This window comes from Streptomyces sp. bgisy027, from assembly GCF_057710365.1.
The window spans coordinates 125,017-140,312 of the sequence record NZ_JBYIVZ010000001.1 but is presented as its reverse complement, the minus strand read 5'-3'; the positions used below and the strand labels follow the sequence as shown (position 1 = coordinate 140,312).

The following is a 15,296-nucleotide window of genomic DNA, read 5'->3' as shown; positions in this document are numbered from 1 at the left end:
AATGCCGAACGCTGCGGCCGTCGCACTTCCCAAGGAGCTCGAGGAGCACCTCGAAAGCTATGTTGCGGCCTTCAACTCGGGTGACGCGGAGGGCGTCGACTCCCACTACACGGACGCGGGCATCATCGTGTGGGAGAAGGGGAACCCGGTGAGCGGCAAGGAACGCGGCGCCGCCATCAAGGAGTTCCTCGGCCTCACGCAGCCGCGCATCGAGACCGAAGTCCGCGAGGCCTACGTCACCGGGGACACCGCCCTGCTGGTCGTGGACTGGACGATGGAGGTCAACGCGGAGGACGGCACGGGCCGTGAGAACCTCCGCGGCGTCGGCCTGGACGTGCTGCGCAAGCAGGCGAACGGCACGTGGCTGTACGCCGTCGACGACCCCTTCGGCGAGGAGCCCCGCGACTGACCCGAGGGACAACCGCACGAGCCGGCCCACGCCGGCACGGATGACGCAGAGAGCCGCATGACCCGGTGTGCCCCGGGTCATGCGGCTCTCTGCGTCATGGGCACCCGAACCACATGCCGTGAACGGCCGGTCGGAACCTGGGGACTTGCAAACTCACGGGCAGGCGGCCCCGCGGAGATGCGGGCAGGTGGTCCGGCGGACTCACGGACAAGGCCGGGCCGCGCCCCGCCGTCGGGGGCGGCCCGGCCTCGTGGCGGACTTGCCTCGCCGCAGGTTACCGAGTCAGGACTCAGGCGTGAGGTCGGCGACCGGGCGGTCGACCGCCATCATCCACTTGCCGTTCTCGAGACGCCGGATGACGTCCGTGCAGGTGCCCTTTACCTGGACCAGTTCGCCGTCCTCGCCGGGCAGACCCAGCTCGAAGTCCACGACGATAAGGGTGACGTCATCGGCGGTGTAGGAGTGCTTGACGACGGACTTCAGAGTCGGGCCCTGCGCCAGCAGGTCGATGATGCCCTTGGTGCGGGCCTCACCGGTCAGCGGGCCGCCGGTCAGGTTGGAGATGGCGTCGGGACGGTACAGGTTGTCGAAGGCGGCACCGTTGCCCGAGTTGAAGATCTTCAGGAAGACCTCGTTCTGGACTTCCGGGTCGTCGGTGAGCTCGAGGCTGAACAGGTCGACTTCGGTCGTCGAGGTGGTCATGGACTGCTCCTTCAATCTGGGTCGTCATGGACGACTGGTCTGGTGCGTCCGCGCGCCGACCGGGCGCGCGGAGTCTTCATGCGGCGCGTGGCACGTTGCCGAACTTCCCGTCGAAGAACGTCAGAGCCTGTTCACCGTCGCCTCGCCGGCAATCCAGCACCCTCCCGACGAAGATCGTGTGGTCACCGGAGACATGCGCGTCGATCACATCGCACTCCAGCCAGGCGAGCGCGTCCGCCAGAAGCGGGGCGCCCGTGTGGGCGCCCGGCGTCCACTTGACGTCCTCGAACTGCGCGAGGCCGAGAGTGCGCTTCTTGTCCGCGAAGTGACGGGCGAGCGGTTCCTGTCCGGCGCCCAGGATGTTCACGCCGAAATGCCCGCCCCCCGTCAATTCCTCGAACATGACCGCACTGTGAGCAATGCAGACAAGGACGGTCGGCGGAGTGAGCGAGACGGAACTGAAGGCGTTGGCGGTCATGGCGTGGATGTGCTCGCCACCCACCGTGAGCACGGTGACGCCGGTGGCGAACTGCGACATCACATCTCGCAGCGAAGCGGCTTCGACAGACGTGCGCAGCCCCGTCCGCGAGACTGTGGGATCAAGCTCTGCGGATGCAGGAGTCATTTCCCCTCTTTGGATTCGGGTTCGCTGGCCCCTACGCAACGAAGGGCTGGACAGAGAAGCTATCCGTTCAGCGCTTTCCCGCGTTCAATCGCCAAGTAATCGAGGGGTTCGTGCGGTGCGGAATGCCCCGATGACCACGCCGTGACCACGCACTGGAGCGGGTTCGGCATGTTGGCTCCATGACCGATGTATCGCATCCCCACGCTGAAGAAACGCAGTTGGCCGAGCCGCACCTGGGCGCCGTACTGGCCTCCGCCGGCCTTGACGCGGAATATGTGCGGGCCGAGGGAAACACGCTCTATCAGCGAGCCGAAGACGGCGGCGAGATCCCCGTTCTGGACTACGCCGGCGGATACGGCTCACTCCTTCTGGGCCACCACCACCCGAAGCTCGTCGCGTACGCCAAGGAACTGCTGGACGCCGGTGTTCCGGTCCACTCGCAGTTCTCGCTGCACCCGGAGGCGGCCCGCCTGGCGCTCACTCTGAGCCGGATCGTGCGGCGGGAGAGCGGCTACGAAGAGCCGTACTTCGCCATCTTCGCCAACACCGGCGCCGAGGCCAACGAGGCCGCGCTCAAGCACGCCGAGATGGACCGGGTCGTGCGGCTCGGCGCGCTGTTGGCCACCATCGACGACGGCATCACCAAGGCGCGCGAGGCCGTGCGGGACGGCTCGGCGACGATACCCGCCGAGGTCTTCGAGCGCGTCGGCCTCGAGCCCCGCGACTCAGGCGTGGCCGCGCTGAACGAGCTCACCCATCACCTGGTCACCCGCAACGCGACCCAGGCCGGCCGCCCGCCGGTGCTCCTGACCCCCGAGGGCTCCTTTCACGGGAAGCTCGTCGGCACCGTCCAGCTCACGCACAACGAGGGTTACCGCAACCCGTTCAAGGCACTGGCGGCGCAGGCCCGGTTCGTGCCGCTGGACCGGCCCGGCATGCTGCGGAAGATGGCCGACGAGGAGCGCGCCACGCTGTTCGGTCTTGAGGTGGCCGACGGCCTGGTCCGGCTGACCGAGCATGACGCGCCCCTCATCTGCGCGTTCATCCTGGAGCCGATTCAGGGCGAGGGCGGTATCCGTGAGGTGTCGCGGGAGTTCGTCCAGGAGGTCCACGAGGTCTGCGCGGAGGCCGGCGCGCCGGTCATCGTGGACGAGATCCAGAGCGGAATGGGCCGCACCGGCGACTTCCTGGCCGGCACTCGCCTCGGGCTGCGCGGTGACTACTACACCCTCGCCAAGAGCCTGGGCGGCGGCCTTGCCAAGATCTCGGTGCTGCTGGTCCGTGGCTCGCGTTACCAGGGCCAGTTCGAGCTGATCCACAGCTCGACCTTCGCCAAGGACGGCTTCTCCAACCGCATCGCCCTGAAGGTCCTGGAACTTCTGGAGGCGGACGACGGCGCCGCGTACCGCAAGGCCGCCGAACTGGGCGACCGGCTGCTGGCGATGCTGGGTTCGGTGCGCGACGACTACCCCGACGTCGTCAAGGACGTCCGCGGCCGGGGGCTGTTCCTCGGCCTCGAGTTCCACGACCAGTCCGGCGCGCCGGCCGCCCCGGTCGCCGAGGCCGCCCGGTCCGGCCTGTTCGGCTACCTGGTCGCGGGACACCTGCTGCGGGGCCACCGGCTCCGTACCTTCCCCACCGCGAGCGCGCCCAACACGCTGCGCTTCGAGCCGTCCGTCCTGCTGACGGACGACGAGATCAAGTGGCTGGAGACGGCCCTGCGGGACACCTGCGACATCATCCAGGGCGGCTACCGGCGCCCGCTGGAGCTGCCCGGCGCGTAGCACGAGCGCGCGCAGGCCGGTGCCCGGGACGGGGAAGCCCGTCCCGGGCACCGGCCTGCGCGCACGTTCGGCGGACCTTTCGCCGGCCGTGACCGTCGTTCGCTCAGAGAGTCGTCCGCCGTGACAGACAGCAAGATGCACGGGTGGGCACCCCTCAGTCCCCACCCGTGCACCCCGCCGCCCGGCCGGCCCGGTACGGGGGAACGGGCCCGCCCGGCGGACGGCCGCCCGGGTGGGTGTGCGGTCGCACCCGGGCGGCCGATGGTGAAGCCGGCGGTCAGCCCTGCTTGAAGGCCTCGACCAGGCTGGCCAGGCTGTGGGTGCCGTGGCCCTGCGCGACGCGACGCTCGATCAGCGCCTGGATCGACGCGGAGAAGTCGCTGTTGATGCCCAGCTGCTTGCTCGTGGCGACCAGGTGCTCGATCGCGGCCTTGTTGACGGCGAGGCTGGAGACCTCGGTCTCGAAGCTGCTGGAGTCGATCTCCTGGGCGCTCGGCGGGATCGCCGGGGTGATGACGTGCTCGATCCAGGTCAGCGCGAACGGGGTGAACGCCTCCGCCGAGACACCGGCCGAGTTGACGAGCGCCACGGCGTGGAAGTACCCGGCGAGGCTCGACCACAGCAGCGACAGCAGACCGAGGTCGTAGACCAGCGGAACGCCGGCGTCCGTACCCAGGTACACATTGGTCCCGGCGAGCAGCTTCAGCAGCTCCTCGTGCTCGCCGTACAGCTCCTGCGAACCGGCGTAGAAGATGAGGGCCTGCGGCAGGCCGATCATCTGCGGCACGGCCATGATGGCGCCGTCCAGGTAGCGCACGCCGTTCTGCTCCGCCCAGGCGGCGAAGGCGCGGGCGTCGTCGGGGGTACCCGAGGTGAGGTTGACGACGACCTTGCCCTTGAGCTCGGTGGCCGCACCGGCGACGAGCTCGTTGAGTACCTCGTAGGTGGAGACGCACACCACGACGACCGGGCTGGCCGCGATGGCCTCCTTGATGTCGGGCGCGAAGACGGCCCCCTGCTCCACCAGCGCGTCCGCCTTGCCGGCGGAACGGTTCCACACCGTGGTGGGGTTGCCGTTCTTCACGAAGGCGGAGGCCAGGGCGGCGCCCATCATGCCCAGACCGAGGACGGTCACCGGACCCTGGTTCGTGTTCGACATGTGACTTGCTCCTTATGGTTGTTCGTTGAATCAGCGCCCCGCGGGGGCGGCGTCCTAAAGGAAGAGGCTGTCGGGGTCGAGGCCGAGCAGCGTGCGGCCGTGCACCTCAAGACCCATGTTCGGGGCCATCAGACCGTGCCGGGCCAGGCCCTGCAGGTCCCGGTAGAAGCGCTGGAAATGCGCCTTGCGGGACAGCGCACCGGCGCCGCTGATGGAGTGGAGTGCCTGGAGAGCCTCCTGGGTGAGCAGGATCGCGATGCCGGCCTTGCCGCGAACCTCCGCCTTCTCGTCCCAGGTCGGCTGCTCACCGGCGTCCGCGCGCTCCTGAAGTAGCGTCAGGTAGGTGTCGGCGAGCGCCTCCGCGGCCTCGATCTTGCCGTAGGCCAGGGCTATCTGAATCTGGGTCAGCGGGTGCTGTGCCTGGTCGGTCACGTTGCTGTACGCGAGCGGCTTGCCCTTGACCGTGGCGACGATCTCCTCGTACGCGGCACGGGCCATGCCGACGTAGGCGGCGACGGACTCTGCGACGACGTAGCTGATCAGGCTGTAGTCACGGCCCTTGGAGCCGGTGACCGCGCCGCCGCCGGACGTGCCGAGCACGGCCTCCTCAAGGGTGACCACCCGGTGGGCGGGCACGAAGAGGTCCGTGGCGCTGGACGTCGAGCTGCCGGTGGCGATGGCGGCCGACACGTGCCAGTCGTCGGCGATGGTGAGCTCGTCCACCGGCACCATCGCGTAGACCTCTTCGACGGTGCCGTCGGAGTGCTCCAGCTCCGCGGCGAGCAGGTCCCAGTGGGCCCCGCGGACACCGGAGTTGAAGCGCCAGGCGCCGTTGAGGACGTAGCCGCCCTCGGTGGGGACCATCTTCGCGGTCGGCGTGAATCCGCCGGAGATCCGGACCGAGCCGTTCTTGAAGATCTCCTCCTGGGCCTGGAGCGGGTAGAGGGTGGCCATCCAGGCACTGGAGATCCAGGCCACGGCGACCCAGCCGGTGGACCCGCAGCCCCGGGAGATCTCGGTGATGATCTCCACCTGCTCCTTCAGCGAGAGGTCCAGGCCCCCGAAGCGCTTCGGCACGGCGATCCGGAATACACCGGCCTTCTCCAGAAGTTCGATGTTCTCCTCGACGATCCAGCGTTGGTCCTCGGACGCCGGACCGTTCGCGCGCAGCGTCGGAACGATTTCCCGTACGGCTTTAAGAATGTTCTCGGCTTCGGTCGACCTGACGGCCATTCCAGCTCCTCGGTCAGTTCGGCATGAGTGAAAGAAGTCACCCATCGCCATTTCGGGACTCGGAAAAGCTAGCCGACCGGCGGGCACCTTCCAGCCACCACTGAGTAATCGTTTCCGGCCTCCAACAGCCATGCACGGAGAGATTACCGAATACGCGGGACAGGTTACCGGGAGGTGGTCTTCGGACGCCCACTGCCGGTCCACCGGCAGGTAATCGGACTGTCTCGACCGGGTTTTGTGATCCGAAACGGACGATTATCAGCCAGTGGGAGGAACCGCATCGTTTTCGGCCATGCCGCCATTAGGGTCGACCCGCATTCAGTTGTCCACGACAGCACGTCATTCCTGGACGACCGGCAACTTCGTGCACAAGGGGAGTGGAATGAAAGAGACATCCGTCAAAAGGGCGCATGCCTCGCGCCGCGCGATACTCAAGGCCGGAGCCGCCGCGGGCCTGGTGGGGGCCGCCGGTCTCGCCTCGGCCGGAAGCGCGTCCGCGGACGGAGCGACGTACCCGGCCGTACAGAGCTACGACGTGATCGTCATCGGCGGCGGCTTCGCCGGTGTGACGGCGGCACGCGAGCTCAGGAAGAAGGGCAAGCGCACGCTGATCCTGGAGGCCCGCAACCGAGTCGGCGGCCGGGCCTGGTCCAGCACCTTCTCGGGCCTGCCGATCGAGTTCGGCGCCACCTGGATCCACCCCAGCCAGACCCTGATCTGGAACGAGGTCCAGCGGCTGGGCATCGCCCGGGTCGACGACCCGAACCCCGACTACGCGGTCTTCGCCACCGAGTCCGGCGGCTACGCCCGGCAGGACCTGGCCTTCCTGGAGCACCAGGACGCCCTGCTGCGCAGGTTCGTCGAGGGCGCCGAGCAGTACATGCCGCGCCCGTACGACCCGTTCAACCGCGCGGACCTGCTGGCCGACGTCGACAAGCTGACCCTCGGCGACCGGGCGCGCCAGCTGCGCCTGACGACGCTGGAGCGGAACTGGGTGAGCGCCACCACGGGCGCGTACGGCGGCGGGTTCGAGCGCGGCTCACTCACCCAGCTCGCCCGCTGGTGGGCGCTGTGCGGCTACAACACCGAGACCTTCCACGGCATCAACGTCACCCGCCCCGTCGGCGGCATGAGCGGCATCATCACCAAGCTGCTCGCCGAGAGCGGCGCCACGATCGTGTACAACGCGCCCGTCACGAAGGTCGCCGACAACGGCTCCCGTGTGCAGGTGACCGCCGGCGGCGCGGTCTACGACGCCGGGTCCGTGGTCGTGGCCGTGCCGGTCAACGTCTGGAACTCCATCAACTTCACCGCGGGCCTGCCGGCCGAGTTCGGGCGGCTGAGCACCGAGACCGTCGGTGTACCGACGGCCAAGAAGATCCTCATCCAGGTCCAGGGCGACATCGGCCGCCCGCTGGTCAACGGCAAGAGCGGCGCCCCGCTCGACCTGGTCCTGGCGAACACCGACAAGTCGAGCCAGGGCACGGTGCTGGTCGCCTTCAGCGTCAACCCGAACCTGGACGCCAACAACCAGTCCCAGATCCAGAGAGCCATCACCGAGGTGCTCCCGGGCACCAAGGTGCTCTCCGTCAAGGGACACGACTGGGGCCAGGACCCCTACGCCAAGGGTGCCTGGACCTTCATGCGGCCGGGGCAGCTCCTGAGGTCCCTGCGCGCGGTGCGCCAGCCGCACGGGCGCCTCGTCTTCGCGGGCAGCGACATCGCCACGGGATGGGCCGGTTATGTGGACGGCGCCATCGAGTCGGGCGCCCAGGCCGCCGCTGTCGCCGCCAATCTGAGCGGAGCCGCGGCGCTCGCATAACTTCGTTTCCCGGCAGGCCCTTTCACCGCCCGCCGTCGGCAAGGCTCAGCCTCTGTCCGACGGCGGGCGCGGTCGTTTCCGCTCCGGATTGCGTTTCCGGGAATTCCGGCACCGCCACCGGCGCCGTTCCCTGGAATTTCCGCGCCGGTTCATTCTCCGTGTTCGTATTTCAGGGACCGATACGGCCGCTCGCCGATCATGGAAAAGCGCGGATAGATTTGAACTGATATCACCCAATTATGCCTGATATGGGTGCAGTGACACGCGGGCTCACACGGCGCGGCTTCGCCGACGGACCGGGGTGGTAGAACTGTCCCCGCCCCCTCGGGCGTGCCTTGGGCCGCCCGCACCCAGTTGAACGATGTGTTAATTCCGCCTGGAAAACGTTGCGGTATCGACGCAAACCGTTAGTAGCATTGGTTACGCTAATGACGTAGGGGGGGAGCGTGCTCTGCGTCACACATCGAGCACTGCGGGGAACTATGTGGTTCAGGGTGTTGGGTCCACTAGAGGTTGTCACGAGCGAACGCGTGATCCCGCTGGGGGGAAGTAAGCAGCGCGCGACACTCGGATACCTGCTCCTTCATCCCAATCAAACGATTCCCACAAGCAAACTATTAGAGGCATTGTGGAGCGTCGAAGAGGCGCCGATGACCGCCCGCAAGATCCTGCAGAACGCGATATGGGGCCTACGGCGTGCTCTGCTTCCGAGCCAGGACGAGTCCACTTCGGTGGCGTTGCGCACCCAGTCTCCCGGCTACTCGCTGGACGTCCCGCCCGACCACATCGACCTGCATCTCTTCCACCGCTGGGTGAAGGACGGTCGCTCCCGGCTGGAGGCCGGAGAGCCCGACGAGGCGGGCCGGCTGCTGAACGGCGCCCTTGAGCTGTGGCGCGGTCCGGCCCTCCTGGACGTCACCGAAACCGGCTTGTCCTGGCCGGAGTTGTCCACCCTGGAGAGCACACGGCTGGACGTCCTGGAGGACTTCTTCGAGACCCAGCTCGTCTGCGGACGCCACCAGGCCGTCCTCGGTGACCTGGAATCGGTGGTGGAGAACGAACCGCTGCGTGAACGCGCCTGCGGCCAGCTCATGCGCGCCCTGTACCGCTGCGGGCGCCAGTCGGACGCCCTCGGGGTCTTCAGCCGTCTGCGCAACCTGCTGGTCGAGGACTTCGGCCTCGAACCGAGCCGGGAACTCCAGCAGCTCCAGCAGGCGATCCTGAACCACGACCCCGACCTCGCGCTGGTACTCGGTGGGGACCACCCCCGTTCGAGGCCCGTCGCCTCCCTCGCGGTGGAGGGGACCCCCGCCGGGGCGCGCGCCGAGGAGCCCGTCCAGGCAGGCGGCTTCCCTGCCCTGACCCCGCCTCGGGCCCAGGGGGTGTGGCCCACCCCGCAGCGCGCGGCCACGGCGCCCCTGCGCGCGGTCGCCGCGACGGCGCCCCTCCTCGCCTCGGCCCCGAAGGTCGTGTCCGCTGTCTACACCACGACCCGGACCGCCGAGGCCCTGGCGCTCTCTCCAGGAGCCGGACCGCTGGAGACGTCGATGCCGGAGGAGCCGGGCCCGGCCCGGCCCGCGGCGGTGACCGTCACCGGTTCCACCGCCTCGTCCGCGGTGCGCCGTCGGGCCAGCGTCCTGGCCGTGCGGGCCGAACCCGACCCCGCCCCGGAGGACTGTTGCGAGCTCGACGCCTGGACGGACCGTATGAGCGGCCTCGTCCAGCGCGAGATCGAGCAGCACGGCGGAGTGGTCATCTCCTCGCTGGGCGATGCCACCGTCGCCCTGTTCGCCGCCGAGGAAGACGACGAGGAGTATGCCCTGGGGGCGGTCCTGGCCGCCTACGCGCTGCGCGGAGTCCTGACCGCTCCGCCGCGGGCATCCGGCGACGGCGCCGCCGCGGGCGTACGCACCAGGCTGCGGGTGTCCGTCGCCACCGGCGAGGTCCTCGTCAGCCAGTCCCTCGGCGCGAGTTCGCCGCCCAAGGTCTTCGGCGCGAGGGTGATGAACGAGTCCGGGGCCCTGCTCGACCTGGCACCCTCCGACCGGGTCCAGGTGTGCGACCGCACCCGCGAGGAGACCCAGGGACACTTCTCTTACGCCGAAATCCCCGGCACCCCCGCACACTGGCAGCTGCTGGGCCGGGTCGAGCCTGCCCGGGGCGACGTGGGAGGCGACGAGGACGACTCCCACCTGCGCGAACTGGATCTGCTCCAGGGCGCGATGACCCACAGCAGCCGCTGGTCGCAGCCGCACCTGATCACCGTGCTCGGAAACGTCGAGGAGCGCCGCAGCCGGATGCTCCACGAGCTGAAGATCTTCGCCACCGAGACGCTGGACGGAGCACAGGTCCTGACCTGGAGCAGGGCGGAGGCCGCCGACTCGGGCCCCTTCGGCCTGCACCGGAGGATCATCTCCCAGTACTCCGGAGTGGTGGACTCCGACCCGCCCTGGGCCGTCCGAAGGAAGATCAGTGCCATAGTCGACCGCCTGGACGCCGCGAAGAGCTGCTCCAACTGGCTGGTCGCCCGGTGCACTTCCCTCTTCGAGACGGTCAACCGCACCACGGAATGGCTGACCGCCCAGGAGTGGATGGACGTCTGGCGGTACTTCCTGGAGGCCGCCGCGCAGGACGGACCGCTGGTCCTGATCGTGGACGACCTGCACCTCGCGGACCAGCCCGGCAAGGAACTCGTCGGTCTCCTGGCCCGGCTCCCCGACATGATCCCGCTCACCGTCATCGTCGGCGCCACTCCGGAGCTGGTGCGTCATCCCGACTGGTCCTCGGACCGGCGCCTCGCCACCATCGTGATGCTCGACCGGCCCGACGAGTCCGAATTCGCCTGCTCCACCGCGTGACATCGCACACCTGACCGCACACGTCCCCTCGGCCGCACCGTCGGCCGGGGGGACGTCTGCTGTCCACTCCAGGGCGGGCGAGGGCACGGCGTCAACCGGTCGCCCGCGTGCCGTCGCCGCTCGTGCGGACGCTGCCCGGACGGAGCGTCTGGCTCGCCTACCGAGTCCTGTATACGTTCGGACGTGCATCGGTTACCCGTGAGCAGCGAGGCGACGACCAGGGCCGCCGTGGCCACGGTGCCGGCGACCAGGAGCAGCAGCGGGGGGTCGAGCCACGCCATGAGGACGATCGTCCCGGCGGCGACCAGGCTTCCCGTCACCAGATCGACCAGGGCCTGCGGCACGACCTCCCGGAGCAAGGTGGTGTCGGTGGTCACCCGGGAGATGAGATCGCCGCCCCGGTGACGGCCGTATTTCCTCATCTCCAGCCGGAGCAGCCGCCCCACCGGGCCGTGCCGGAGCTGTCGTACGACGCCTTCGCCCATCCGCTCCAGAAGGAAGCGCCCCACGGATCCCGTCGCCGCTTCGGCGACGAACAGCGCGCCCAGGAGTGCCCGCAGCGGCCAGATGATCTGCCCGCGGCCGCTCGCGTCCACGACGTGCTTGGCCACGAGCGGCTGGGCCAGTCCCAGCGCGGAGGCCACGAGGGTCGGCACGGTGGCGACGGCGACGGCACCCGGGTGCCCTTCGGTTCGCTCGTGCCGGTCATCGGTCCGAGTCCACGCCCTCACGGACCATCGTGGTCAGGGCCTCGCCCAGGGCGACGATGTTGATCGCCGTGATGAGGTTGTCGGCGAGCTTCACGACCTGGCCACTACCCATGACTCCCGGTTCGACCGTCTTCGGCGTAGCGGATCGCCACCGCCGCCGCGGAATGTGATCCGAAGAGCGCGACAGCCGAGCCCACGCGCGCACCGACTGGCTGCCTTCCATCTGGCGAACCTGTCGCGAACAGGTCCAGGCCGTCACGACCGGGCCTGTTCGTAGGTGACTCAGCCACCGCAACATGCGACTCACCCACCGCAAAAGGAACCGCCATTCTGCTAGCGTGGGCCTCTGCAAGCAGAACACCTATTCTTTTTGTGGGGGTGTGGTGCCGCGGCTCACCGACGCGCGCAAGGAACTCCGCCGTACCCAGATCGCTGAGGCCGCCGTACGCTGCTTCGGCCGCAACGGCCTGGAGCGGACCTCGATCGCCGACATCACCGCCGAGTCCGGCCTCTCGGCCGGCTCGATCTACGCGCACTACCGCAACAAGGCCGACCTGGTTCGGGCCGCCGCCCGCGAGGTGCTTGCCAGACGCGCCGACGTCCTCGGCGAGTACGCCGCGAGCGACGCCCCACCCGGCCCTGACGGTCTGCTCGCCCGACTGATCGCCGCGATCGACCCGGCCGAGGCCCGGGTCGGCGTGCAGACCTGGGGTGAGGCGACCACCGACCCGGCCATCCGCGACATCGTCGTCGACATGGCTGACCGGATGCGCGCGATGCTGCACGACTGCGTCACGGCGTGGCTGGTCAAGGTCGAGCACCACGAACCGGCCGAGGCCCGGGAGCGCGCCGCTCCGATCGCGCACCGCGTCATGGCGCTCTACCAGGCCGAACTGCTGTACACCGCCTTGCGATCACCGACCGAGGAGACAGCCTCATGACCACCGCGACCGCTTCGTTAGCCGCCCGCACCGTGTTCCGGATCGGCTACGGCGCCTTGCAGCTCGAGCGCCTGCACGACCGCCGCGGCGACGCAGTCGCGCTGTTGCGCCGCGCGGTCGAGCTGGGTGTCGACCACGTGGACACCGCCGAGTTCTACGGCTTCGGGTTCGCCAACGACGTGATCCGCGAGGCGCTGCGCCCCGAGGACGACGTCCTGGTCGTCACGAAGGTCGGTGCCGATCCCGACCCCGGCGGGCACCTGCCGCTCCGTCTGGCGCAGCGGCCCGAGCAACTGCGCGCCAGCGTCGAGGACAACCTGCGCAGCCTGCGCGTCGACCGGCTCGCGGTCGTCAACCTCCGCCGCCTGGACACCGGCCCCGGGCTGCGTCCCGAGGGCGACCAGGTCGTCGGCCTCGACGACCAGCTCGCGGTGATGACCGCCCTGCGCGACGAGGGCAAGATCGGCGCGATCGGCCTGAGCAGCGTCACCCTCGACGGCCTGCGCCGCGCCCTGCCGGCCGGCATCGTCTGCGTGCAGAACGCGTACAGTCTCGTCTCCCGCGACGACGAGGACATGCTGCAGCTGTGCGAGGCCGAGGGCATCGCCTGGGTGCCCTTCTTCCCGCTCGGCGGGGCCTTCCCGGGCCTGCCCAGAGTGACCGACGAGCCGGCCGCGCACGCCGTGGCCGAGTCCCTGGGCGTCACGCCCTCCCAGGTCGGCCTCGCCTGGCTGCTGCACCGTGCCCCGAACGTGCTGCTCATCCCTGGCACCGCGGACGCCGCGCACCTGGAGGCCAACATGGCGGTCAGCGCGATGACCTTCGACGCCGCGACCCTCGCCACCCTCGATGCCGTCGAGTCCCGCTCCAACGAGGTCCCCATCGGCTGACCGCAACCCACACGACCCGGGCCGCGACCAACCCCTGCCAGGACCTCAAGGACGGATCATGAAGGCCATCATCTACCGCGACAACGGTGCCCCCGACGTTCTCAGGCTCGTCGACCGTGACCTGCCCGCCCCCGGCCCCGGCGAGGTTCGCGTCCGGGTCGCCGTGTCCGGGGTCAACCCGACCGACTGGCAGGCCCGCTCCGGCGTCGGCCACCCCAAGCACTTCTCCGAGGTCACCCCGCACCTCGACGGCGCCGGCACGATCGACGCCGTCGGTGAGGGGATCGATCAGAGCCGGGTCGGTCAGCGGGTCTGGCTGTTCATGGCCGCCGCCGGGCGGCCCACCGGCACCGCAGCCGAGTTCACCGTCGTGCCCGCCGACCGGGCCGTGCCGCTGCCCGACCGGGCCGGGTTCGACGTCGGCGCCTCACTCGGTGTCCCCGCGCTCACCGCGCACCGCGCCCTCACCGTCGCCGAGGACGGGCCGCGCCGTCTGCAGCCCGGGGCACTTGACGGCAGGGTGGTGCTCGCGGCAGGCGGGGCCGGGGCGGTGGGGCACGCGGTGATCCAGCTCGCCCGATGGGCCGGTGCCACCGTGATCAGCACGATCAGCGGCCCGGAGAAGGCCCGGCTGGCCACCGCCGCCGGGGCCCACCACGTGATCAACTATCGCGAGGGAGACCCGGCCGCCGAGATCCGCAAGATCGCCCCGGACGGCGTCGACATCGTCGCCGAGGTGGCGCTCGGCGCCAACCTCGCACTGGACCTGGACGTGCTGCGGACGCGCGGCACGATCGCGACCTATGCCAACGACGGTGGCAAGCCGGTCGAACTGGACGTGCTGCAGAACATGGTGCTGAACACGCGCCTTCAGTTCCTCGTGCTGTTCACGGCCGGTCCGGAGGCACGCGCCGCGGCCGTCCAGGACGTCGCCGCCGCCGTCCGCGGCGGCGCCCTGCCGGTCGGCGAGGAGCACGGCCTGCCCCTGATCCGCTTCCCCCTCGACCGCACCGCCGACGCGCACCGAGCGGTGGAGAGCGGCGCGGTCGGCAAGGTACTGGTGGACGTCACATCATGATCTCCATCGGTGGCGTACGGGAGTGGCCCTTTCCCGACGCGGAGAGGCGGAGAGGCGGAGAGGGGGGAGGGGGAGAGGGGGAGAGGCGGAGGGAGGAAATCCGCTGAGAACTTGTCCGAAGCCCTCCCGGCGGCGGCACGGAGACCCGACACACCCTCTCTGAGCAGCTCGAAGATCCTGCCGGTCACCTTCCTGGTCATCGCCGCGGCCGTGGCGCCCCACGGTCCGACCGCGGTACCCGTCGCACGCCGGCTCGGCGTCGCCCGGACCACCCGCGCCCGCCCGCTGCCGGTCGGCGGCGATCCCTGGGCCGTCGCGCTCGGGCGTGCCCTGCGGTCGGCGGGGCTGGAGGTGCTGATGTGGGCCAGTTCCGAGGAGCAGCGGGGGCGTATCCGCTCGGCAGGGCCGGAACGGGCGCCGGGAGAGCCGCCGGCGGCGGCCACCGGACGCGGTGCCCGGCTCGAAGGCATCACCTCGGTGCTGTTCCTCACGGACGAGGACGACTTCAACGCGCTGGCCTCGACGGTGCTCCGCCGCGGCGGAGGGATGCCGGTCCACCGCCTCGGCCCGCGCAGCCGCGAGTACGAGTCCGGAGTGGTGGCCCCGTACGGCACCGGGGAGACGCTGCTCGCTCCGCGGCTCAGCCGGCTCGCCGTGTCGGAGCGGTACGCGCAAGGGGCGCGCATCGTGGCGCTGCGGTGGGAGCGCCCGGTCCCGCGCGGGTACGACCTGCTGCTTCCGGTGCGGGCCGGCGGCCGGCTGGAGCCCGCGGGCGGCGATGATCCGCCCGAGCCGCGGCCCGGTGACGTCGCCGTCATGATCGGACCGGTGCCCGATCGTCCCGGCGGGCCTCAGGAGCAGGACTGAGGGGACCCAGCGTGCGTCGGAGCGCCCGCCGCGGCGGCCCGATGCGCCGCCGGATGAACCGATGGAACCTGAGCGTCAGCACGCCCACCACGATCAACAGCGCCATGTCAAGCAGGAGTTGGGCCAGTGAACCGCGTGCCTGGTCCCAGTCGGAGGACGCGAGCGACACGCCGATGCCCGCGGCGGCCGGGATCGTGGTGACCGAGATGAGGACTCAG

15 protein-coding genes are annotated in these 15,296 nt (G+C 69.9%); 8 read left to right on the top strand and 7 right to left on the bottom strand.

The window, feature by feature from the left end:
• Position 1 precedes the first annotated feature (1 nt).
• A complete protein-coding gene (locus tag AC3ETA_RS00625; protein WP_432190814.1) occupies positions 2-409 on the top strand; it encodes a YybH family protein in 408 nt (135 codons plus the stop codon).
• Positions 410-691: 282 nt separating this feature from the next.
• Here the strand turns inward: AC3ETA_RS00625 and AC3ETA_RS00620 are convergent, their stop codons facing one another.
• Positions 692-1,111, bottom strand: a complete 420-nt coding sequence (locus tag AC3ETA_RS00620; RefSeq protein ID WP_432190813.1) for a YybH family protein — start codon at positions 1,109-1,111, stop codon at positions 692-694.
• 76 nt (positions 1,112-1,187) lie between these two features.
• On the bottom strand, positions 1,188-1,736 hold the full coding sequence (locus tag AC3ETA_RS00615) for a flavin reductase family protein (RefSeq protein ID WP_432190812.1): 549 nt from the start codon (positions 1,734-1,736) through the stop codon (positions 1,188-1,190).
• 179 nt (positions 1,737-1,915) lie between these two features.
• Here AC3ETA_RS00615 and AC3ETA_RS00610 point away from each other — a divergent pair, with 179 nt between their 5' ends.
• Positions 1,916-3,520 (top strand): aspartate aminotransferase family protein, encoded by a 1,605-nt coding sequence (locus AC3ETA_RS00610; RefSeq protein ID WP_432190811.1) that lies wholly within the window; start codon positions 1,916-1,918, stop codon positions 3,518-3,520.
• A 277-nt stretch (positions 3,521-3,797) separates the two neighbouring features.
• Here the strand turns inward: AC3ETA_RS00610 and AC3ETA_RS00605 are convergent, their stop codons facing one another.
• Both AC3ETA_RS00605 and AC3ETA_RS00600 read right to left on the bottom strand, forming a co-directional pair.
• The gene (locus AC3ETA_RS00605) at positions 3,798-4,679 is read right to left on the bottom strand and encodes an NAD(P)-dependent oxidoreductase (protein ID WP_432190810.1); all 882 of its coding nucleotides are present in this window, start codon (positions 4,677-4,679) and stop codon (positions 3,798-3,800) included.
• A 54-nt stretch (positions 4,680-4,733) separates the two neighbouring features.
• Positions 4,734-5,912: an acyl-CoA dehydrogenase family protein gene (locus tag AC3ETA_RS00600; RefSeq protein WP_432190809.1), complete on the bottom strand. Its 1,179-nt coding sequence runs from the start codon at positions 5,910-5,912 to the stop codon at positions 4,734-4,736.
• 382 nt (positions 5,913-6,294) lie between these two features.
• Between AC3ETA_RS00600 and AC3ETA_RS00595 the strand changes: the two genes are divergently transcribed.
• Both AC3ETA_RS00595 and AC3ETA_RS00590 read left to right on the top strand, forming a co-directional pair.
• Entirely contained in the window at positions 6,295-7,734 is a 1,440-nt protein-coding gene (locus AC3ETA_RS00595) for a flavin monoamine oxidase family protein (protein ID WP_432190808.1), read from the top strand.
• Between the two features lie 650 nt (positions 7,735-8,384).
• Positions 8,385-10,592 (top strand): BTAD domain-containing putative transcriptional regulator, encoded by a 2,208-nt coding sequence (locus AC3ETA_RS00590; protein WP_432190807.1) that lies wholly within the window; start codon positions 8,385-8,387, stop codon positions 10,590-10,592.
• Here the strand turns inward: AC3ETA_RS00590 and AC3ETA_RS00585 are convergent.
• Both AC3ETA_RS00585 and AC3ETA_RS00580 read right to left on the bottom strand, forming a co-directional pair.
• Positions 10,502-11,248 carry an ABC transporter transmembrane domain-containing protein gene (locus tag AC3ETA_RS00585; protein ID WP_432190806.1) on the bottom strand — a complete coding sequence of 249 codons (747 nt, stop codon included), beginning with the start codon at positions 11,246-11,248 and terminating at the stop codon, positions 10,502-10,504. The two genes, AC3ETA_RS00590 and AC3ETA_RS00585, sit on opposite strands and share 91 nt — an antisense overlap.
• Positions 11,249-11,297: 49 nt before the next feature.
• Complete coding sequence (locus AC3ETA_RS00580; RefSeq protein ID WP_432190805.1) at positions 11,298-11,414, bottom strand: NAD-binding protein; 117 nt, start codon at positions 11,412-11,414, stop codon at positions 11,298-11,300.
• A gap of 226 nt (positions 11,415-11,640) precedes the next feature.
• Between AC3ETA_RS00580 and AC3ETA_RS00575 the strand changes: the two genes are divergently transcribed.
• From AC3ETA_RS00575 to AC3ETA_RS00560, 4 genes are all read left to right on the top strand, one after another.
• Complete coding sequence (locus AC3ETA_RS00575; protein WP_432190804.1) at positions 11,641-12,243, top strand: TetR/AcrR family transcriptional regulator; 603 nt, start codon at positions 11,641-11,643, stop codon at positions 12,241-12,243.
• Positions 12,240-13,133 carry an aldo/keto reductase gene (locus AC3ETA_RS00570; protein ID WP_432190803.1) on the top strand — a complete coding sequence of 298 codons (894 nt, stop codon included), beginning with the start codon at positions 12,240-12,242 and terminating at the stop codon, positions 13,131-13,133. Before AC3ETA_RS00575 ends, AC3ETA_RS00570 begins: the two co-directional genes overlap by 4 nt.
• A 58-nt stretch (positions 13,134-13,191) precedes the next feature.
• Positions 13,192-14,211 (top strand): NADPH:quinone reductase, encoded by a 1,020-nt coding sequence (locus AC3ETA_RS00565; protein WP_432190802.1) that lies wholly within the window; start codon positions 13,192-13,194, stop codon positions 14,209-14,211.
• 111 nt (positions 14,212-14,322) lie between these two features.
• Positions 14,323-15,078 carry a cation:proton antiporter gene (locus AC3ETA_RS00560; protein ID WP_432190801.1) on the top strand — a complete coding sequence of 252 codons (756 nt, stop codon included), beginning with the start codon at positions 14,323-14,325 and terminating at the stop codon, positions 15,076-15,078.
• Here AC3ETA_RS00560 and AC3ETA_RS00555 read toward each other — a convergent pair.
• Positions 15,026-15,286 carry a DUF389 domain-containing protein gene (locus AC3ETA_RS00555; RefSeq protein ID WP_432191047.1) on the bottom strand — a complete coding sequence of 87 codons (261 nt, stop codon included), beginning with the start codon at positions 15,284-15,286 and terminating at the stop codon, positions 15,026-15,028. The two genes, AC3ETA_RS00560 and AC3ETA_RS00555, sit on opposite strands and share 53 nt — an antisense overlap.
• Positions 15,287-15,296: the final 10 nt, after the last annotated feature.